At 37.6% G+C, this 12,892-nt stretch carries 20 protein-coding genes; 17 read left to right on the top strand and 3 right to left on the bottom strand.

Translation table 11 applies throughout. The annotated features are described in order from the left end of the window. Positions 1-93 precede the first annotated feature (93 nt). From ACNHOZ_RS08805 to ACNHOZ_RS08735, 15 genes are all read left to right on the top strand, one after another. Positions 94-969: an STAS domain-containing protein gene (locus tag ACNHOZ_RS08805; RefSeq protein WP_063247750.1), complete on the top strand. Its 876-nt coding sequence runs from the start codon at positions 94-96 to the stop codon at positions 967-969. A gap of 218 nt (positions 970-1,187) precedes the next feature. Then, positions 1,188-2,258 carry an FMNH2-dependent alkanesulfonate monooxygenase gene (gene ssuD / locus ACNHOZ_RS08800; protein WP_048019058.1) on the top strand — a complete coding sequence of 357 codons (1,071 nt, stop codon included), beginning with the start codon at positions 1,188-1,190 and terminating at the stop codon, positions 2,256-2,258. 121 nt (positions 2,259-2,379) lie between these two features. Next, complete coding sequence (locus tag ACNHOZ_RS08795; RefSeq protein ID WP_047750613.1) at positions 2,380-3,153, top strand: alpha/beta hydrolase; 774 nt, start codon at positions 2,380-2,382, stop codon at positions 3,151-3,153. 79 nt (positions 3,154-3,232) lie between these two features. Next, positions 3,233-3,433, top strand: a complete 201-nt coding sequence (locus tag ACNHOZ_RS08790; RefSeq protein WP_013057578.1) for a DUF6501 family protein — start codon at positions 3,233-3,235, stop codon at positions 3,431-3,433. A 279-nt stretch (positions 3,434-3,712) separates the two neighbouring features. After that, positions 3,713-3,952 carry a YiaA/YiaB family inner membrane protein gene (locus ACNHOZ_RS08785; RefSeq protein ID WP_168760958.1) on the top strand — a complete coding sequence of 80 codons (240 nt, stop codon included), beginning with the start codon at positions 3,713-3,715 and terminating at the stop codon, positions 3,950-3,952. A gap of 124 nt (positions 3,953-4,076) precedes the next feature. Then, positions 4,077-4,598, top strand: coding sequence for a hypothetical protein (locus tag ACNHOZ_RS08780; protein ID WP_168760957.1), 522 nt, complete (start codon positions 4,077-4,079; stop codon positions 4,596-4,598). Between the two features lie 109 nt (positions 4,599-4,707). Further along, positions 4,708-4,926, top strand: coding sequence for a spore germination protein (locus ACNHOZ_RS08775; protein ID WP_013083687.1), 219 nt, complete (start codon positions 4,708-4,710; stop codon positions 4,924-4,926). Positions 4,927-4,934: 8 nt separating this feature from the next. Then, positions 4,935-5,168 carry a hypothetical protein gene (locus ACNHOZ_RS08770; RefSeq protein ID WP_028412882.1) on the top strand — a complete coding sequence of 78 codons (234 nt, stop codon included), beginning with the start codon at positions 4,935-4,937 and terminating at the stop codon, positions 5,166-5,168. 155 nt (positions 5,169-5,323) lie between these two features. Beyond that, the gene (locus tag ACNHOZ_RS08765; protein WP_013057574.1) at positions 5,324-5,665 is read left to right on the top strand and encodes a DUF1033 family protein; all 342 of its coding nucleotides are present in this window, start codon (positions 5,324-5,326) and stop codon (positions 5,663-5,665) included. Between the two features lie 97 nt (positions 5,666-5,762). Beyond that, complete coding sequence (sigY, locus tag ACNHOZ_RS08760) at positions 5,763-6,293, top strand: RNA polymerase sigma factor SigY (protein WP_013057572.1); 531 nt, start codon at positions 5,763-5,765, stop codon at positions 6,291-6,293. Next, positions 6,290-6,610 carry a YxlC family protein gene (locus ACNHOZ_RS08755; protein ID WP_048019061.1) on the top strand — a complete coding sequence of 107 codons (321 nt, stop codon included), beginning with the start codon at positions 6,290-6,292 and terminating at the stop codon, positions 6,608-6,610. Before sigY ends, ACNHOZ_RS08755 begins: the two co-directional genes overlap by 4 nt. Beyond that, positions 6,610-6,810 carry a hypothetical protein gene (locus ACNHOZ_RS08750; protein ID WP_013057570.1) on the top strand — a complete coding sequence of 67 codons (201 nt, stop codon included), beginning with the start codon at positions 6,610-6,612 and terminating at the stop codon, positions 6,808-6,810. The genes ACNHOZ_RS08755 and ACNHOZ_RS08750 overlap by 1 nt, the downstream gene beginning before the upstream one ends. Next, positions 6,811-7,002, top strand: a complete 192-nt coding sequence (locus tag ACNHOZ_RS08745) for a PLD nuclease N-terminal domain-containing protein (protein WP_013057569.1) — start codon at positions 6,811-6,813, stop codon at positions 7,000-7,002. Positions 7,003-7,014: 12 nt separating this feature from the next. Then, positions 7,015-7,905 (top strand): ABC transporter ATP-binding protein, encoded by an 891-nt coding sequence (locus tag ACNHOZ_RS08740; RefSeq protein ID WP_168760956.1) that lies wholly within the window; start codon positions 7,015-7,017, stop codon positions 7,903-7,905. Further along, on the top strand, positions 7,902-8,678 hold the full coding sequence (locus ACNHOZ_RS08735) for an ABC transporter permease (RefSeq protein WP_168760955.1): 777 nt from the start codon (positions 7,902-7,904) through the stop codon (positions 8,676-8,678). The genes ACNHOZ_RS08740 and ACNHOZ_RS08735 overlap by 4 nt, the downstream gene beginning before the upstream one ends. 27 nt (positions 8,679-8,705) lie before the next feature. Here the strand turns inward: ACNHOZ_RS08735 and ACNHOZ_RS08730 are convergent, their stop codons facing one another. Then, positions 8,706-9,509 carry a lipid II flippase Amj family protein gene (locus ACNHOZ_RS08730; protein ID WP_063247755.1) on the bottom strand — a complete coding sequence of 268 codons (804 nt, stop codon included), beginning with the start codon at positions 9,507-9,509 and terminating at the stop codon, positions 8,706-8,708. A gap of 108 nt (positions 9,510-9,617) precedes the next feature. Continuing rightward, positions 9,618-9,764, bottom strand: a complete 147-nt coding sequence (locus ACNHOZ_RS08725) for a hypothetical protein (protein ID WP_014459567.1) — start codon at positions 9,762-9,764, stop codon at positions 9,618-9,620. 251 nt (positions 9,765-10,015) lie between these two features. Here ACNHOZ_RS08725 and ACNHOZ_RS08720 point away from each other — a divergent pair, with 251 nt between their 5' ends. Both ACNHOZ_RS08720 and ACNHOZ_RS08715 read left to right on the top strand, forming a co-directional pair. Continuing rightward, the gene (locus ACNHOZ_RS08720; protein ID WP_013057564.1) at positions 10,016-10,663 is read left to right on the top strand and encodes a VC0807 family protein; all 648 of its coding nucleotides are present in this window, start codon (positions 10,016-10,018) and stop codon (positions 10,661-10,663) included. A gap of 135 nt (positions 10,664-10,798) precedes the next feature. Next, positions 10,799-11,071, top strand: coding sequence for a hypothetical protein (locus tag ACNHOZ_RS08715; RefSeq protein ID WP_223260190.1), 273 nt, complete (start codon positions 10,799-10,801; stop codon positions 11,069-11,071). 57 nt (positions 11,072-11,128) lie between these two features. Here the strand turns inward: ACNHOZ_RS08715 and ACNHOZ_RS08710 are convergent, their stop codons facing one another. Beyond that, positions 11,129-12,829: an L-lactate permease gene (locus ACNHOZ_RS08710; protein WP_155010048.1), complete on the bottom strand. Its 1,701-nt coding sequence runs from the start codon at positions 12,827-12,829 to the stop codon at positions 11,129-11,131. Between the last annotated feature and the right edge of the window lie 63 nt (positions 12,830-12,892).

Here is a 12,892-nt window from a genome sequence, read left to right as displayed (position 1 = left end):
GTAGCATAAAATCATAAATTGCACGTATTTAAAAAAATAATTTTCTTTTTTCTCTTTTTATAAAACTAGTAAGGGTGAAAAAGTTGAATTATAATGATAGTAGTAGCTCGTATGGAAAGGGGAATTGTTTTGAATAAAAATGAAGCACTTCAAATGTTTTTCTTAAAACATGCAGATCAACTGACGGAAGAATGGTATGAGAGCCTTGAAGACAATGACCCAGAATCGGTTTATGCATCTACTCATCCGGAAGTCATTTCAGTATTAAAAGGTCAAAATAATGAATTTCATTTATACATAGCCGATGTATTTATAAAAAGTGAAAAAGAATTTTTTGATTCCTTTGAAACTTGGATTTTAAAGATTGCCGAGGACGGAGAGCATGTAAGAACGCCTATTCATTATATTATTCGAGAATTTTTCCGAGTTAGAAAACAGTATTTAACGTATTTAAATCAATTTGTAGAAGAGTATGACCAAGATATTACGCAAGAAGAACTAGACGAATGGAACGAATTGATTGTACGCGTGTTTGATATCACCGTTTATAAATTTGTTGAAGAGCACCATCAGCATTCAAAGCGGTTGCTTGAGGCACACAAAGAGCTGATTAATGAGCTGAGTTCGCCAGTTATTCCATTGAGCGATCATATCGCGATTCTTCCGCTTGTTGGGGATATCGACACGGCAAGAGCGCGACGAATTTTAGAGAATACGTTAACTCGCTGCGCTGAACAGCAAGTGAATCACCTTTATATTGATATTTCAGGAGTAGTTATTGTTGATACGATGGTTGCTCATCAGATTTTCCAGCTGATCGATGCCTTAAAATTAATAGGCGTAGAATCAACTATCTCTGGGGTACGTCCTGAAATCGCGATTACCGCTTCTCATTTAGGTTTATCGTTTGAAAATATATCAACAAAATCAACTCTTGCTAATGCGATGGCTTCACGTATGAGGAAATAAAAAAACAAGAATTATTTTTAATTCTTGTTTTTTTATTTCAATTCATACTTGACATATAGGTGAAACAGGTATTATGATTTTACTAATTTAATAAATAAAAAGAGTAGTATTACATACGCTAATATAAAAATGCACCTCTATAATTAGCGAACAAGAATTGAACAAATAATATGAAAACGCTTTATATAGAATGCGAGGATATTTAGGAGGAAATGGAAATGAACATCTTATGGTTTTTCCCTACAGCAGGCGACGGACATTATCTAGGCACAACCGAAGGAAGTAGAACAAGTGATATTCACTACTTAAAGCAAATCGCACACGGGCTGGATTATCTAGGATATGACGGTGCTTTGTTGCCTACTGGTTCAAATTGTGAAGATTCATGGGTGATTGCATCGGCACTTGCTTCCGTTACGAATCGACTGAAGTTTTTAATTGCACTTCGCCCCGGTGTCATGTCTCCCACACTTTCAGCACGGATGGCTTCGACATTTGATCAAATGTCAAACGGCCGACTTATGTTAAATATTGTGACGGGAGGAGATCCCGTGGAGCAAGCAACGTACGGTAACTATTTAAGCCATGATAAACGCTACGAGTTAACAGATGAATTTTTAACGATTTGGCGAGATGTAATGGAAGGAAAAAAAGTGGACTATAAAGGAGAACATCTTGATGTAACAGGTGCGTACATTCCGTCGCCTCCTGTCCAAAAACCGTATCCTCCGCTGTACTTTGGCGGGTCTTCTCCAGCAGGAAAAGAAGTAGGAGCAAAGCATGCAGACGTATATTTGCTGTGGGGAGAGCCTCCTGCAGTGATCAAGACGAAAATTGATGAGATGAAAGAAAAAGCTGCAAGCGAAGGCAGGGACATTCGCTTTGGTATTCGCCTGCACGTTATTGTAAGAGAATCAGAAGACGAGGCGTGGGAATCTGCAGATAAATTAATTAAACATGTTAATGATGATACGATCAAAGCGTTTCAAGATAAGTTTGCGTCATTTGACTCCACTGCCCAAAAAACACAGTCAAGTTTGCACAGCGGCACAAAAGATCGAGGTGCACTGGAGATTGCTCCGAATCTATGGGCAGGAATCGGCTTAGCACGAGAAGGAGCCGGAACCGCTCTTGTTGGAAGTCCTGAAATTGTAGCGGATCGGTTAAAAGAGTACAAAGAGCTAGGAATTGATACGTTTATTTTATCAGGATACCCGCATCTAGAAGAAGCATATACGTTTGCTGAGCTAGTATTTCCACATATTCAAAAAGAACGAAGCAAGAGATAATTCTTGCTTCGTTCTTTTTGAACCGTAAAAAAATAAATAACCCAGTTGACTTATAGGAATTATAGGTGTATTATAAAGGTAGTTCATTTAGTCAGAAAATTTGTGGTAAAGGGTGAAGAAAATGGAACGTTATGACGTAATTCAAGGCGCAGAATCTTTTTATTATAAAGGCAACGACATTGGTATACTTGTTTCTCATGGATTTATGGGGACTCCTCAAAGTATGGAATATATCGGAAAAGAATTAGCTAAAAAAGGTTTTACTGTGTACGGTTTGCGACTAACGGGACATGGTACTCACTACTATGATATTGAACAAACAACGTACGAGGAATGGAAGCAGGACTTTTTAAATGGGTATCAGCGTTTGAAGCAAGAATGCCGTCATGTATTTATCTTAGGTCAGTCCATGGGAGGCACTCTCACCTTTCATACAGCAAGCCAAGGATTAGATCTTGACGGAGTTATTGCAATCAATCCGGCTATGACGTCCATTCCTTCAATGGAACCTTACCGCTCTCGTCATACGCCTCGTTATTTAAAAGAAGATCATCCTGATATTAAGGATCCAAACGTACATGAAATTACGTACGACAAAGTACCAGTGCGCTCTATGCGTGAGCTGCTTTCTTTAATGGACGAAACAAAAGAACGCTTATCTTATGTAACATGCCCGGCTTTAGTACTAACATCAACCGTTGATAACGTAGTACCGCCTGAGAATTCAGCTTATATCTTAAACCATATTCAATCAGCAGAAAAAAGACAGTACATGCTTCGAAACTCTTACCATGTTGCGTCGATGGATTTTGATAAAGACACAATTGTTGCACAAACGGCACAGTTTGTACAAGCAACAGTTGCCAAAAAAAAAGTGCATGAGCGAATTTTTTAATTTTTAAATTCGCTCCGTTTCTTTTTTACTTCAAGTAAGATAAAATGAATCTTGAATGAAAACAAAGGAGTGTACATACATGATTCATTTAGAATGGAACGATCGTCCAACAATTAAACAAGTAAAATGCATACATACAGATGCAAAAAAATTCGTGGTTGAAAATGTTTTAACAGCAGGAAAAACATATGATGTAAAAAACGAAACAGAAGAATTTTATTTTGTTGTTGATAACACTGGCCAAGTCGGCGGCTTTTATAAAGAATACTTTGAAGGCTAAACAAAAAAATCATCGTCTCGGCGATGATTTTTTTATTGCAATAATTAAATGGAGCTTTTCTTAATGAAAACGAATGAACATACTTTTAAAGAGAAATTCCATATATCTCATCATTTCGAAAAAAAGCTTTATGATAAAAATAGGATGTAAGACCTAAATTCTTCCGTTTCTTGTTCTGATTAAAAGGGTAACTGACTATAAATACCCATGACAACAATTATTTTACAATGTAAAATGAAAGCGACGCTTAACAGAAAAAGGAAAAGAGGAGGTCATACGATGAAAAAGCGTAATACAGCAGCTTTTACATTTTTAGCATGGACAGCTTTTATTACAGCACTATTAGCTATGTTTATAGGAATTTATACCTTAGATGCATCATTACCGATAAAAGGTTATTATGCTGTTGGAACATTATACTTAACGATGTCCGCTTTTGTGCTTCAAAAAACCATTCGTGATAACGAAGAAGATACGGCGCACGAACGCAAATATGACAAAGCAGAAGAAGAATTGTAGAGCTAAAAAAAGCATTTTTCTAGCTCTTTGAAAAACATCCCCATTTTTGGGAGATGTTTTTTTATATAAAAAAACAGGGAACTTGTCACTCCATGTCGTATTAATAAAGAAGGAGGCGATTGAATTGACACAACTAATGATTAATAACGTAAATTTTCACGTTGATATGTTTGAAGAAAAAATGATTACTGATGCGAATACAGGTGAAGAGTTGAAAAGGCTAAACTTTTCTTTTTCGGTTGTAGGCAAAGCAGCTTATGATAAATATGATGCATTTTTTGAGGATCCGTACTTTGAAGTAACAAATATGGAGACAAAAGAAACGCTAACACTAAAAAACATTTCGCATAGCACATTTTATCAGTCACCTGAAATTACAGATCATACAAATATTGTTTTCAGAGTGAAGCTGCAGCAAGAACCTGTTAAAGAAAAACAACAAGTGAAAAATGAACGTCCAACAGAGAGCACGGTCAACGAAATGCTTTTATCTAGAATAAAGTTTAAGGCTCTTGTCGAAATACTTGAAGAAAAAGGACTTCTAACAGAGAATGAGTTGTATACTAAAATTGAAGAAGTAGCAGAACGAGATTTTGATATTCTTCGAGATGAATTAAGTCATTCTAAAAAAGAGGTAAAAGCGTAAAAATACCCCACTCTGCAGGGGGATTTTTTATTTATATCCATTAATTTATAACCCTTTTGATAAATCATTCATATATTACATCACGATGAAAATAAAAAGGGTGAGGATAATGCCGATTGTTATTAATCATGTAGTGATTCCAAATGTTACAGGAGGAGTCGTTACATTTGGCGACACGTACTATGTTTCTCCAAAAAGTAACAGTAAAACTGCGCAAGGTTCAGGGTCTTCAAATACAGGAATTTGTGTAAATACAAATTCGGGACTTTCTAATACAAATACGCTCGATCCGGATGGTTCTGACCAAAACGGCTTCGGAAACGGATAAGGAAAGAGATGTTTTACTCTTCTTTCTACACGCCTTTTCAGTATTCGTTTTATCCGTATTTTATGCCTTCTTTTGCACGTCCAATTGGATTTGTCGTGTCACCTGATGGAGCGATGGATAACTGGTGGGGCAAAAAACCATCTTGGTGGGGGAAAATCACGCCTTCAGCCGGCGTTTTCCCTCCTGTTACCCAGTATTATACGGGCAGTTTAGTTCCTTATAGTTTAAGGGGCTATTACTAATATAAAAAAGAAGTTCAGATTAAGCCAACTTGTTAGCGCCTATTTCCTAAAAATAGGCGTTTTTTTCCGTTTTACTTGATTCAAAGTTATTTTTGCTGAATAATAAGGAAAAGAGAATTTTTAGAAGTAAGCTGTAAGTAAGGAGATGTTCAATCATGACAGATAAATGGAGAGTTCATAAAATAAAAAGTGATTGTGAACCTTGGCTTTTTTTAGAAGGCTGGGAAAAAGATATTATTGAAACCATTGAATTTGAAAAAAAAGAAGAAGCGCTTCGCTACTACGCGATGATGATTTATGAATTTCATCAAAAATACGCAAGCGTGCGAAGTGATGAACTAGCGCTCTTTAGCTTTTGGAACGAAGGCGAAAAGGAATTTTGCGAGGCCTGTGATGATGACCTTCAAATCTTCCACGGTGTTTTATTCGCTAAAAACGATGAAGTCTATTCATTAGAAGAAGATGAAGAAGGATTAAAAATGCTTCGTACTAAATAAAAACGTCCTGCGGGGCGTTTTTTTTATATAAAAAATGAACGATTTCAATCGCTCAAGCGTCATATAGGTGATGAAACAAAAAGGAGGGGTGACCGCTTTGGAACAAGATGATTTCATCCTTGTCCAAAAAGCATTACAAGGTGATGATGATGCCTTTTCATTATTATTTCAGCGCTATCATTCATTTTTATATAAATACCTTTTAAAGCTGACATTAGATGAGGACTTATGCAGTGAATTGTGTCAGGAAGCAATGATGAAGTGTTACGTGAATCTTTCTTCATACAAAAATGAAGCAAAGTTTTCGACTTGGATGATATCTATTGCTTCAAGACTGTACATGGACTATTTGCGCAAGCAAAAACGTGAAAAAAGCAGTCTTCAGCGAATAAAGCAGTCTTTATCGCATCAGCTTCAGTGGAAAGCTAAATACAAAGGAGTGGAATGGAGTGAGATGTTTTCCGATTTTAATGAACTCGATTCACGCTTTCGAATTCCTGTCTTGCTTCGACATTATTACGGATATACATACGATGAGATTGCCCATATGCTGAATATGCGAGCAGGAACGGTCAAATCAAGAGTAAACAAAGGAGTAAACATACTGAGAAAGGAGTGGAAAGAATGAGAAAAGAAAATGACAATCAGCCCTTGCATTCTTTAAAAAAAGATTGGGAGCAGCTAGAGAGTTTAGCAAGTCATGAACATATTTCTCTTCATGTAATTAAAGAACAACTTCTTATTGAAAAACAAAAGCAGAAAAAAGCTTTCCGGAAAGAATTATGCTTATTTACATTAACAGCACTTGTTATTTTAACAGTAATGGCAACGGCTATTTTACAAATACCTGCCTTATTTATCGCCATTGAAGTGATCGGGATCATTGTTGCGCCTCTTTCTTTTATCGTCTTTCACTATAAACGGAAAAAGGAGATGTTTTTATAATGAATGAAAAATGGATTTTGGTTCTGTTTATTTCGCCATTTCTTCTTCTTCAAAGCTTTCTCCTTTTTATCAATGCAAAAAAACGCGGCGCCCATCCATGGTTTTGGGGAATATGGGGGCTGATTCAAATTCCAATGCCAACGCTGTTTTATTGGTTTTTTATTATTTGGCTTCCAGCACGAAGAAAAAGGGGGATGTAAATGAAGGACATTAACTGGTTGTTAATTGCTCCAATTCTATTCTTACAATTGCTTTTAATGATTCCAGCGTTAATAAGCTGCATAAAGCAAGAAGAGACAAACGGACCAAAATGGTTATGGGGACTCATCATTTTATGTGTAAGTACAGTCGGTCCCGTTTTATATTTTGTTTTAGGACGTAAAAAACAGTGAGGTGGAGCGAAGATGTTTATGCAAGTAGAAGGACTGACAAAAACGTACCGTAATATAACCGTTGTAGATAACCTTTCATTTAATCTCGATAAAGGAAAATGTGCAGCATTGTTAGGCCCTAATGGTGCAGGTAAGACGACTACTTTGCATATGATTGCAGGTCTTACTGCACCTAATAAAGGGAAAATTTCTTTTGAAGATAAACAGCATCAAGACGTACGATCATTTATTGGCTTTCTGCCGCAGCATCCTACGTTTTTTAATTGGATGACGCCTCAGCAGTATTTAACTTTTTTAGGTCTTTTATCTAACATTTCAAAGAATGTGCTTTCCCAACGAATAGATGAAGTACTTGAAACGGTAGGTTTAAAAGGAAAGGAAAAGCAGAAAATTGCTGGCTTTTCTGGAGGAATGAAACAACGTTTGGGCTTAGCGCAAGCCTTGTTACATAAACCTGAACTGCTAATTTTAGATGAACCCGTTTCGGCTTTGGATCCTGAAGGCAGAAAAGATGTCCTAATGATTATCGAAACATTAAAAAAAGATACGACCATCCTTTTTTCAACTCACATTTTGCATGATGCAGAACAAATATGCGATAACATGATTATGATTAAAAACGGACGCATGAAATGGAATGGAACAAAGAGTTCGCTGCACCAAGAGTTTGCGGATCCTGCTTTTACGATTGAAACAGAAGAAAGGCTCCCTGCATCATTTGGCAGTCTGCCAAGTGAACAGGTGCTGTTTCATTCTCCTTATAAAGCCACTGTAAGTGTAAAAGATACATCTCAGCAGCAGCTGCTGCTTCAACTGCTTGTTGATCAACAAGCAAATCTTGTTTTATTTGAACGAAAACAGCATTCTCTCGAAGATGTGTATCTAGAGGTGATGAACAAATGAACACATTTGGAGTCTTATTTAAAAAGGAACTGCATGAATTATTTGCGAACGGCAAAGGAATTTGGCTGCCTGTCTCTCTAATTTTGCTAGGCATCACACAGCCTTTAACGAATTATTATATGCCACAAATCATTGATATGGCAGGAAATTTACCAAAAGGAGCCATTATTCAACTTCCTACTCCCACCGGTCAAGAAGTATTGCAAGGTGTCCTTTCACAATATAGCACAATAGGAATCTTATTGATTGTACTAGCAAGCATGAATATGATTTCAAATGAACGACAAAATCATGCGGCTGTACTTGTTATGATGAGACCGGTGAGCGTCATTCAATACATTATGAGTAAATGGGCTGCGCAAATCGTACTGGTCATTGGCTCAACGTTTATAAGCTATATAGCAGCGTGGTATTATACAAATCTTTTATTTTCACATGTGGATTGGACTCATATGCTAGTTAGCTTTCTTTTATACAGTCTGTGGCTGATTTTTATTCTGTCCGTTTTAGTGACAGCTGGAACCTTTCTTTTACAAAGCGGAGGAATTGCTGGAGTAAGCATATTGATCATTGCGTCACTTTCATTTTTGAGTACTTTGTTTACGAATCAATTAAAGTGGAGTCCTGCAGCGCTGTCACAATACGCCGGTCATATACTTGAACAATTGCACTGGTCACAAAGTGTCACCAATACCGTAGTTGTTACATTAGTGAGCTGCTTTCTTCTTTTAATTGCTGCTGTTTATAGATATAAAAAAGTAGAATATGTATAAAAAGACTTCTGAAACGAAGTCTTTTTTCTAAGGAATTAATTTGCAAATCCACGCAATATAAAGAGCAGCGGGGACTAAGAGAATCTGGGCACATACTGTCCCGCATAAACGAGAGATGACGAGTGTACCAACCATTTTATTCATAGATTGCTTAGTCGATTCACCTTTCATTACCTTTTCAGTTAAAATGGCTACTTGCGGATCTACAAACACAGCAAGGGTAATCATCGCTAGTCCGTTAATAAGACCAGAAGACATCAGAATTGATTTAGAAAGGGTAGGCTCGAGCGTAGAAGCATAAAGAGTGGAAAGAACACCTACTGTATAAATGGTCGTAGCCATTAAATTCAAAAGAAGCAACCGCTTGGGCACTCCGCCTATTCGAAGCTGAGACAGCATAATCCACCTAGGACGCTTCACGTGTTTTTTTGCTTTTTCCAGCGTATGTATAGAAGTAATGTTTTTCATCATTTTGGGTACAGATCCTGCTACTTCTAAGTGTGAAATCATGCGAGAGAAGATTGATACAAAGCTAGGAATTAAAAGAGCACCTGCGATTGTCCCAATAGAGGCCGCGAGCAAGATAGTTTGAAGCTGATGAAGTAGAAGGGGCAAATCTTCTTTAGACTGGACCGCATCTCCTAATTTGCCGGTCAGCGGAGCTTGCACCATATTAGCTGTTCTTGAAACGATGACAATAATATTAAAAAGAGATAGGGCCACGACTAGTTTTCCAGTTTTCAAGCCCGCGAGTCTCACAGAGTAGGCTAGTGTTTCAATCATGTGAATAATTCCTACAAATACACAAATAATCAGTAATTTTTCCATCATAATAAGTAAGTTCCTTTCTTTGATACACGCACTTCCTTATTATGTATAATTTTGGTTCATTTGTAAATAAAAAGCCGCTTGCTACTCTTGGTAGCAAGCGGCTTTTTATTATCGATGCTGGTTAATATCACGAAGTATATCTTTGCTAGCCTGATAATCTTTTTCCCGTTCTTTTTCCACCTGTAGACGTTTGTCTAGTTTACGGCTATATTCAGCATACCCCACGCCGTGAGAAAGCTGCATGGCCTTTTCCATTTCTGACGTGTACGTTAGGTGAAGTGCGATAATGAATCAATCCTTTCAGCATTTTTCACTTGTGGCACATGTATTGCTGCTCAAGTGTTTCGATGTTTATAATTCTTGAAGTCTTTCTAGAAATCGTTTTCCCTGTCGCTTTGGATCTAAACATAAATGATTAAAATTTCATAACATTCCAGGTAAAAGCCTTTTTTTCTTGCGTAGTATCCCATATAATAGCAGGAACAACGTTTTTAAAGGAGTTATATATGAACAATACAAAACGAGTATGGTTTGATTTACTTTTTTATATCGCTATTCCTTACCTAATATGGAATCAGGGAAAAGACATTATTGGTGATTACTATGCCATTTTGCTTTCAACAGCACCAGCGTTTGTGTATACCATTTATACATTTATTAAAGATCGCCAGTTTAACGTAACAGGATTGTTTATTGTCATTACGCTGCTGGCACGTACCATTATTGATTTAATTTCAGGAAACGCAGCGACGATGTTAAACAATCAAGTATACTTTATGATTGGACTGGCTGTAGTTGTCCTTTTTACCATTGTGATAAAAAAGCCAATTGGTTTGTACTTTTTTGTAGATACGGCGTACTTAATGGGCTATAAGCGAGAAGATTCTCTTAAGCTCTTCCACCAGCCTGATTTATTCAAAATGATGAACTGGCTTACAGTACTGTTCGCAGGTCGCTATGTATTTTTAGCAATTGTAAAATACGTATTGATTCAAAAGTACGGAGTAGAAGGGTACGGGAACATGATTGTATTCCGTCAGGCCGTTACGTGGGCATTCTCCATTTTAATTGCCGTCTACACGTATTTTATCTATAAAAAAATTCAAGATAAAACAGGGATGGATAATCCAATGAATCCAAATGTAAATGAATAAAAGGAGAAGCGTGCGTTTAGCTAACGTACGCTTTTTTTGTTACAAAACAGTGAACAGTGCCCGAAACACTAACATCTCATTTAAAATTAATAGTAAAATAACGCTATTAGAAACGGAATGAAAGTAGGTCAAGAAATGAAACTATTATTAGCATGTCAAAAGCAGCCTTATCGGATCTTAGAAATGATTATGGTGTTTTTCACTTTAATTTTTGTCGTACTGTCGTTTTTTGATTACCGTCAGCTGTTTTTTCTCGTGTTTACCCTTGGAATTGTATTTGCTATTCGAGCGTTTGAAATGCAAGAAGGAGAGAAAAAGACGCAAGGAAACATCTGGCTGCTTGTCGGTGTTGTCATGATTTTGCTAGACATAGTTTTATTTGTTGTATATGCCATTAATCGATCTTAACTAAAAGAAAAAGGCTTCCGTGCAGAGGTTCACCTCTAGCTGCGGAAGCTTTTTTGATTAAGGAATCATCCACGATAATACATTGGATTGTAAAAATGTTAGTAGGCAGACAATCAGCAGTAAAAATAAGCTGTGCTTCACCGTAAAACGAAGCAAATCGGATTCTTTTCCTGCTAGCCCAACCGCAGCACAGGCGACGGCGATGGACTGCGGTGAAATCATTTTACCGGTTACTCCGCCCGAAGAGTTTGCTGCAAGCGCAAGAAGCGGATCCATTCCAATAGACGTGGCCGTGATTTTTTGCAAATTGCCGAACAATAAGTTGGCTGATGTATCTGATCCTGTAATAAAAACACCAAGCCAGCCGAGTACAGGAGAGAAAAAGGGAAATAACGCGCCTGTTTTAGCTAATAGCAGTCCTAATGTTGTACTCATTCCAGAAGCATTTGTCACGTAAGCAAATGCCACAACGGACATAATCGTAAGCAGCGGCAGCGCTAATTCTTTGCACGTCTCGTTAAACGTAATAAACCATTCTTTCCAAGAGATGTTGACGATAAATTTTGTGACAACAGCAGACAACAGGATAGCTGTGCCCGCAGCGCCTAGTAATTCTAACTTATACACTGCCGCAATTGGTTCTCCATTTCCATTTAAAATTAAATTATTTAACCAAGGTACTTCTGGCATAAACGTTAAATAATGTCCGACGGAATTGATAGCGCTCAAAAAAGCGTTAGCTCCTTCATAATGTCCCGTCAGAGCGGTTTTAATTTGAGGAATTCCCCATATGGAAATAAAGATCGTTAAAATTAAAAAAGGTGACCACGCCTTTGCAATTTGAGCCCCCGTGAATGCGGGCTGACCTTGAGTTTCTCTTGGCTCAGCCGAAGCGGAAGCTACTTCATGTGCTGCTTTTTCAGACTGAAAGCGAAACGTTGTTTTCGGTTTCCAGAATTTTAAGAAAATAGCGAGCGCAAAAAGTGAAACGAGTGCCGATAAAATATCGGGAAGTTCAGGTCCTAAAAAGTTAGAGCTTACAAACTGTGTAAGAGCAAAAGAGACCCCCGATACTAGAATAGCAGGGAGTACTTCTACTGTTTTCTTAAATCCAGCCATTACAAAAACCAAATATAGCGGAATAAATACAGAAATAAAAGGAAGCTGGCGGCCTACCATTTTAGAGATTTCCATTGCCGCTACTCCAGTAGGACCCTCCATAGCCGTGATAGGAATACCGATTGCACCAAAAGCAACGGGTGCTGTATTTGCTAATAAACATAAGCCCGCGGCATACAGCGGATTAAAACCTAGGCCTACCAGCAAAGCTGCTGAAATCGCAACAGGTGCGCCAAAACCAGCAGCACCTTCAAGAAAAGCCCCAAACGAAAAAGCAACCAACAAAGCTTGAAGTCTGCGATCTTCTGTAATAGATACGACAGAGGTACGAATAATATCAAACTGACCGGTTTTTACAGTTAGTTTGTAAAGAAAAACGGATGTAATGATAATCCATCCAATCGGCAGTATACCGTATACAGCTCCTTGACTAGCTGACATAAAAGCCATGCTAGCCGGCATTTTATAGGCAAGCATCGCAACGGCAAGTGCGACCAGTAAGGTTGTAATCCCAGCCATATAACCTTTCATTCGTTTAATAGCCAGAGCCCAAAAGAAGTAAAGAATAGGAATCAAAGCGATTAATGAAGACCAAATGACGCTGTTTCCTACAGGAGTGAACTGCTGTGTCCATGTCATAACTAACACCTCATTTTCAAATTAGTGAACTACGAATTTAGTAAAACGAAACCATTAAAACTA

The sequence above is a fragment of the Priestia sp. D51 genome (assembly GCF_053345675.1).
This window is presented reverse-complemented; position numbering and strand designations above follow the sequence as displayed.

Bases quoted from the DNA above. Each gene is read 5' to 3' on its own strand.
- ACNHOZ_RS08770 (WP_028412882.1), top strand. From the start codon at position 4,935: ATGTTTTACTCTTCTTTCTACACGCCTTTTCAGTATTCGTTTTATCCG.
- ACNHOZ_RS08755 (WP_048019061.1), top strand. From the start codon at position 6,290: ATGAGAAAAGAAAATGACAATCAGCCCTTGCATTCTTTAAAAAAAGAT.
- ACNHOZ_RS08715 (WP_223260190.1), top strand. From the start codon at position 10,799: ATGAAACTATTATTAGCATGTCAAAAGCAGCCTTATCGGATCTTAGAA.
- ACNHOZ_RS08735 (WP_168760955.1), top strand. From the start codon at position 7,902: ATGAACACATTTGGAGTCTTATTTAAAAAGGAACTGCATGAATTATTT.
- ACNHOZ_RS08765 (WP_013057574.1), top strand. From the start codon at position 5,324: ATGACAGATAAATGGAGAGTTCATAAAATAAAAAGTGATTGTGAACCT.
- ACNHOZ_RS08775 (WP_013083687.1), top strand. From the start codon at position 4,708: ATGCCGATTGTTATTAATCATGTAGTGATTCCAAATGTTACAGGAGGA.
- ACNHOZ_RS08725 (WP_014459567.1), bottom strand. From the start codon at position 9,764: ATGGAAAAGGCCATGCAGCTTTCTCACGGCGTGGGGTATGCTGAATAT.
- ACNHOZ_RS08795 (WP_047750613.1), top strand. From the start codon at position 2,380: ATGGAACGTTATGACGTAATTCAAGGCGCAGAATCTTTTTATTATAAA.
- ACNHOZ_RS08785 (WP_168760958.1), top strand. From the start codon at position 3,713: ATGAAAAAGCGTAATACAGCAGCTTTTACATTTTTAGCATGGACAGCT.
- ACNHOZ_RS08730 (WP_063247755.1), bottom strand. From the start codon at position 9,509: ATGATGGAAAAATTACTGATTATTTGTGTATTTGTAGGAATTATTCAC.
- ACNHOZ_RS08790 (WP_013057578.1), top strand. From the start codon at position 3,233: ATGATTCATTTAGAATGGAACGATCGTCCAACAATTAAACAAGTAAAA.
- ACNHOZ_RS08745 (WP_013057569.1), top strand. From the start codon at position 6,811: ATGAAGGACATTAACTGGTTGTTAATTGCTCCAATTCTATTCTTACAA.
- ACNHOZ_RS08805 (WP_063247750.1), top strand. From the start codon at position 94: ATGATAGTAGTAGCTCGTATGGAAAGGGGAATTGTTTTGAATAAAAAT.
- ACNHOZ_RS08750 (WP_013057570.1), top strand. From the start codon at position 6,610: ATGAATGAAAAATGGATTTTGGTTCTGTTTATTTCGCCATTTCTTCTT.
- ssuD (WP_048019058.1), top strand. From the start codon at position 1,188: ATGAACATCTTATGGTTTTTCCCTACAGCAGGCGACGGACATTATCTA.
- ACNHOZ_RS08720 (WP_013057564.1), top strand. From the start codon at position 10,016: ATGAACAATACAAAACGAGTATGGTTTGATTTACTTTTTTATATCGCT.
- ACNHOZ_RS08710 (WP_155010048.1), bottom strand. From the start codon at position 12,829: ATGACATGGACACAGCAGTTCACTCCTGTAGGAAACAGCGTCATTTGG.
- ACNHOZ_RS08740 (WP_168760956.1), top strand. From the start codon at position 7,015: ATGTTTATGCAAGTAGAAGGACTGACAAAAACGTACCGTAATATAACC.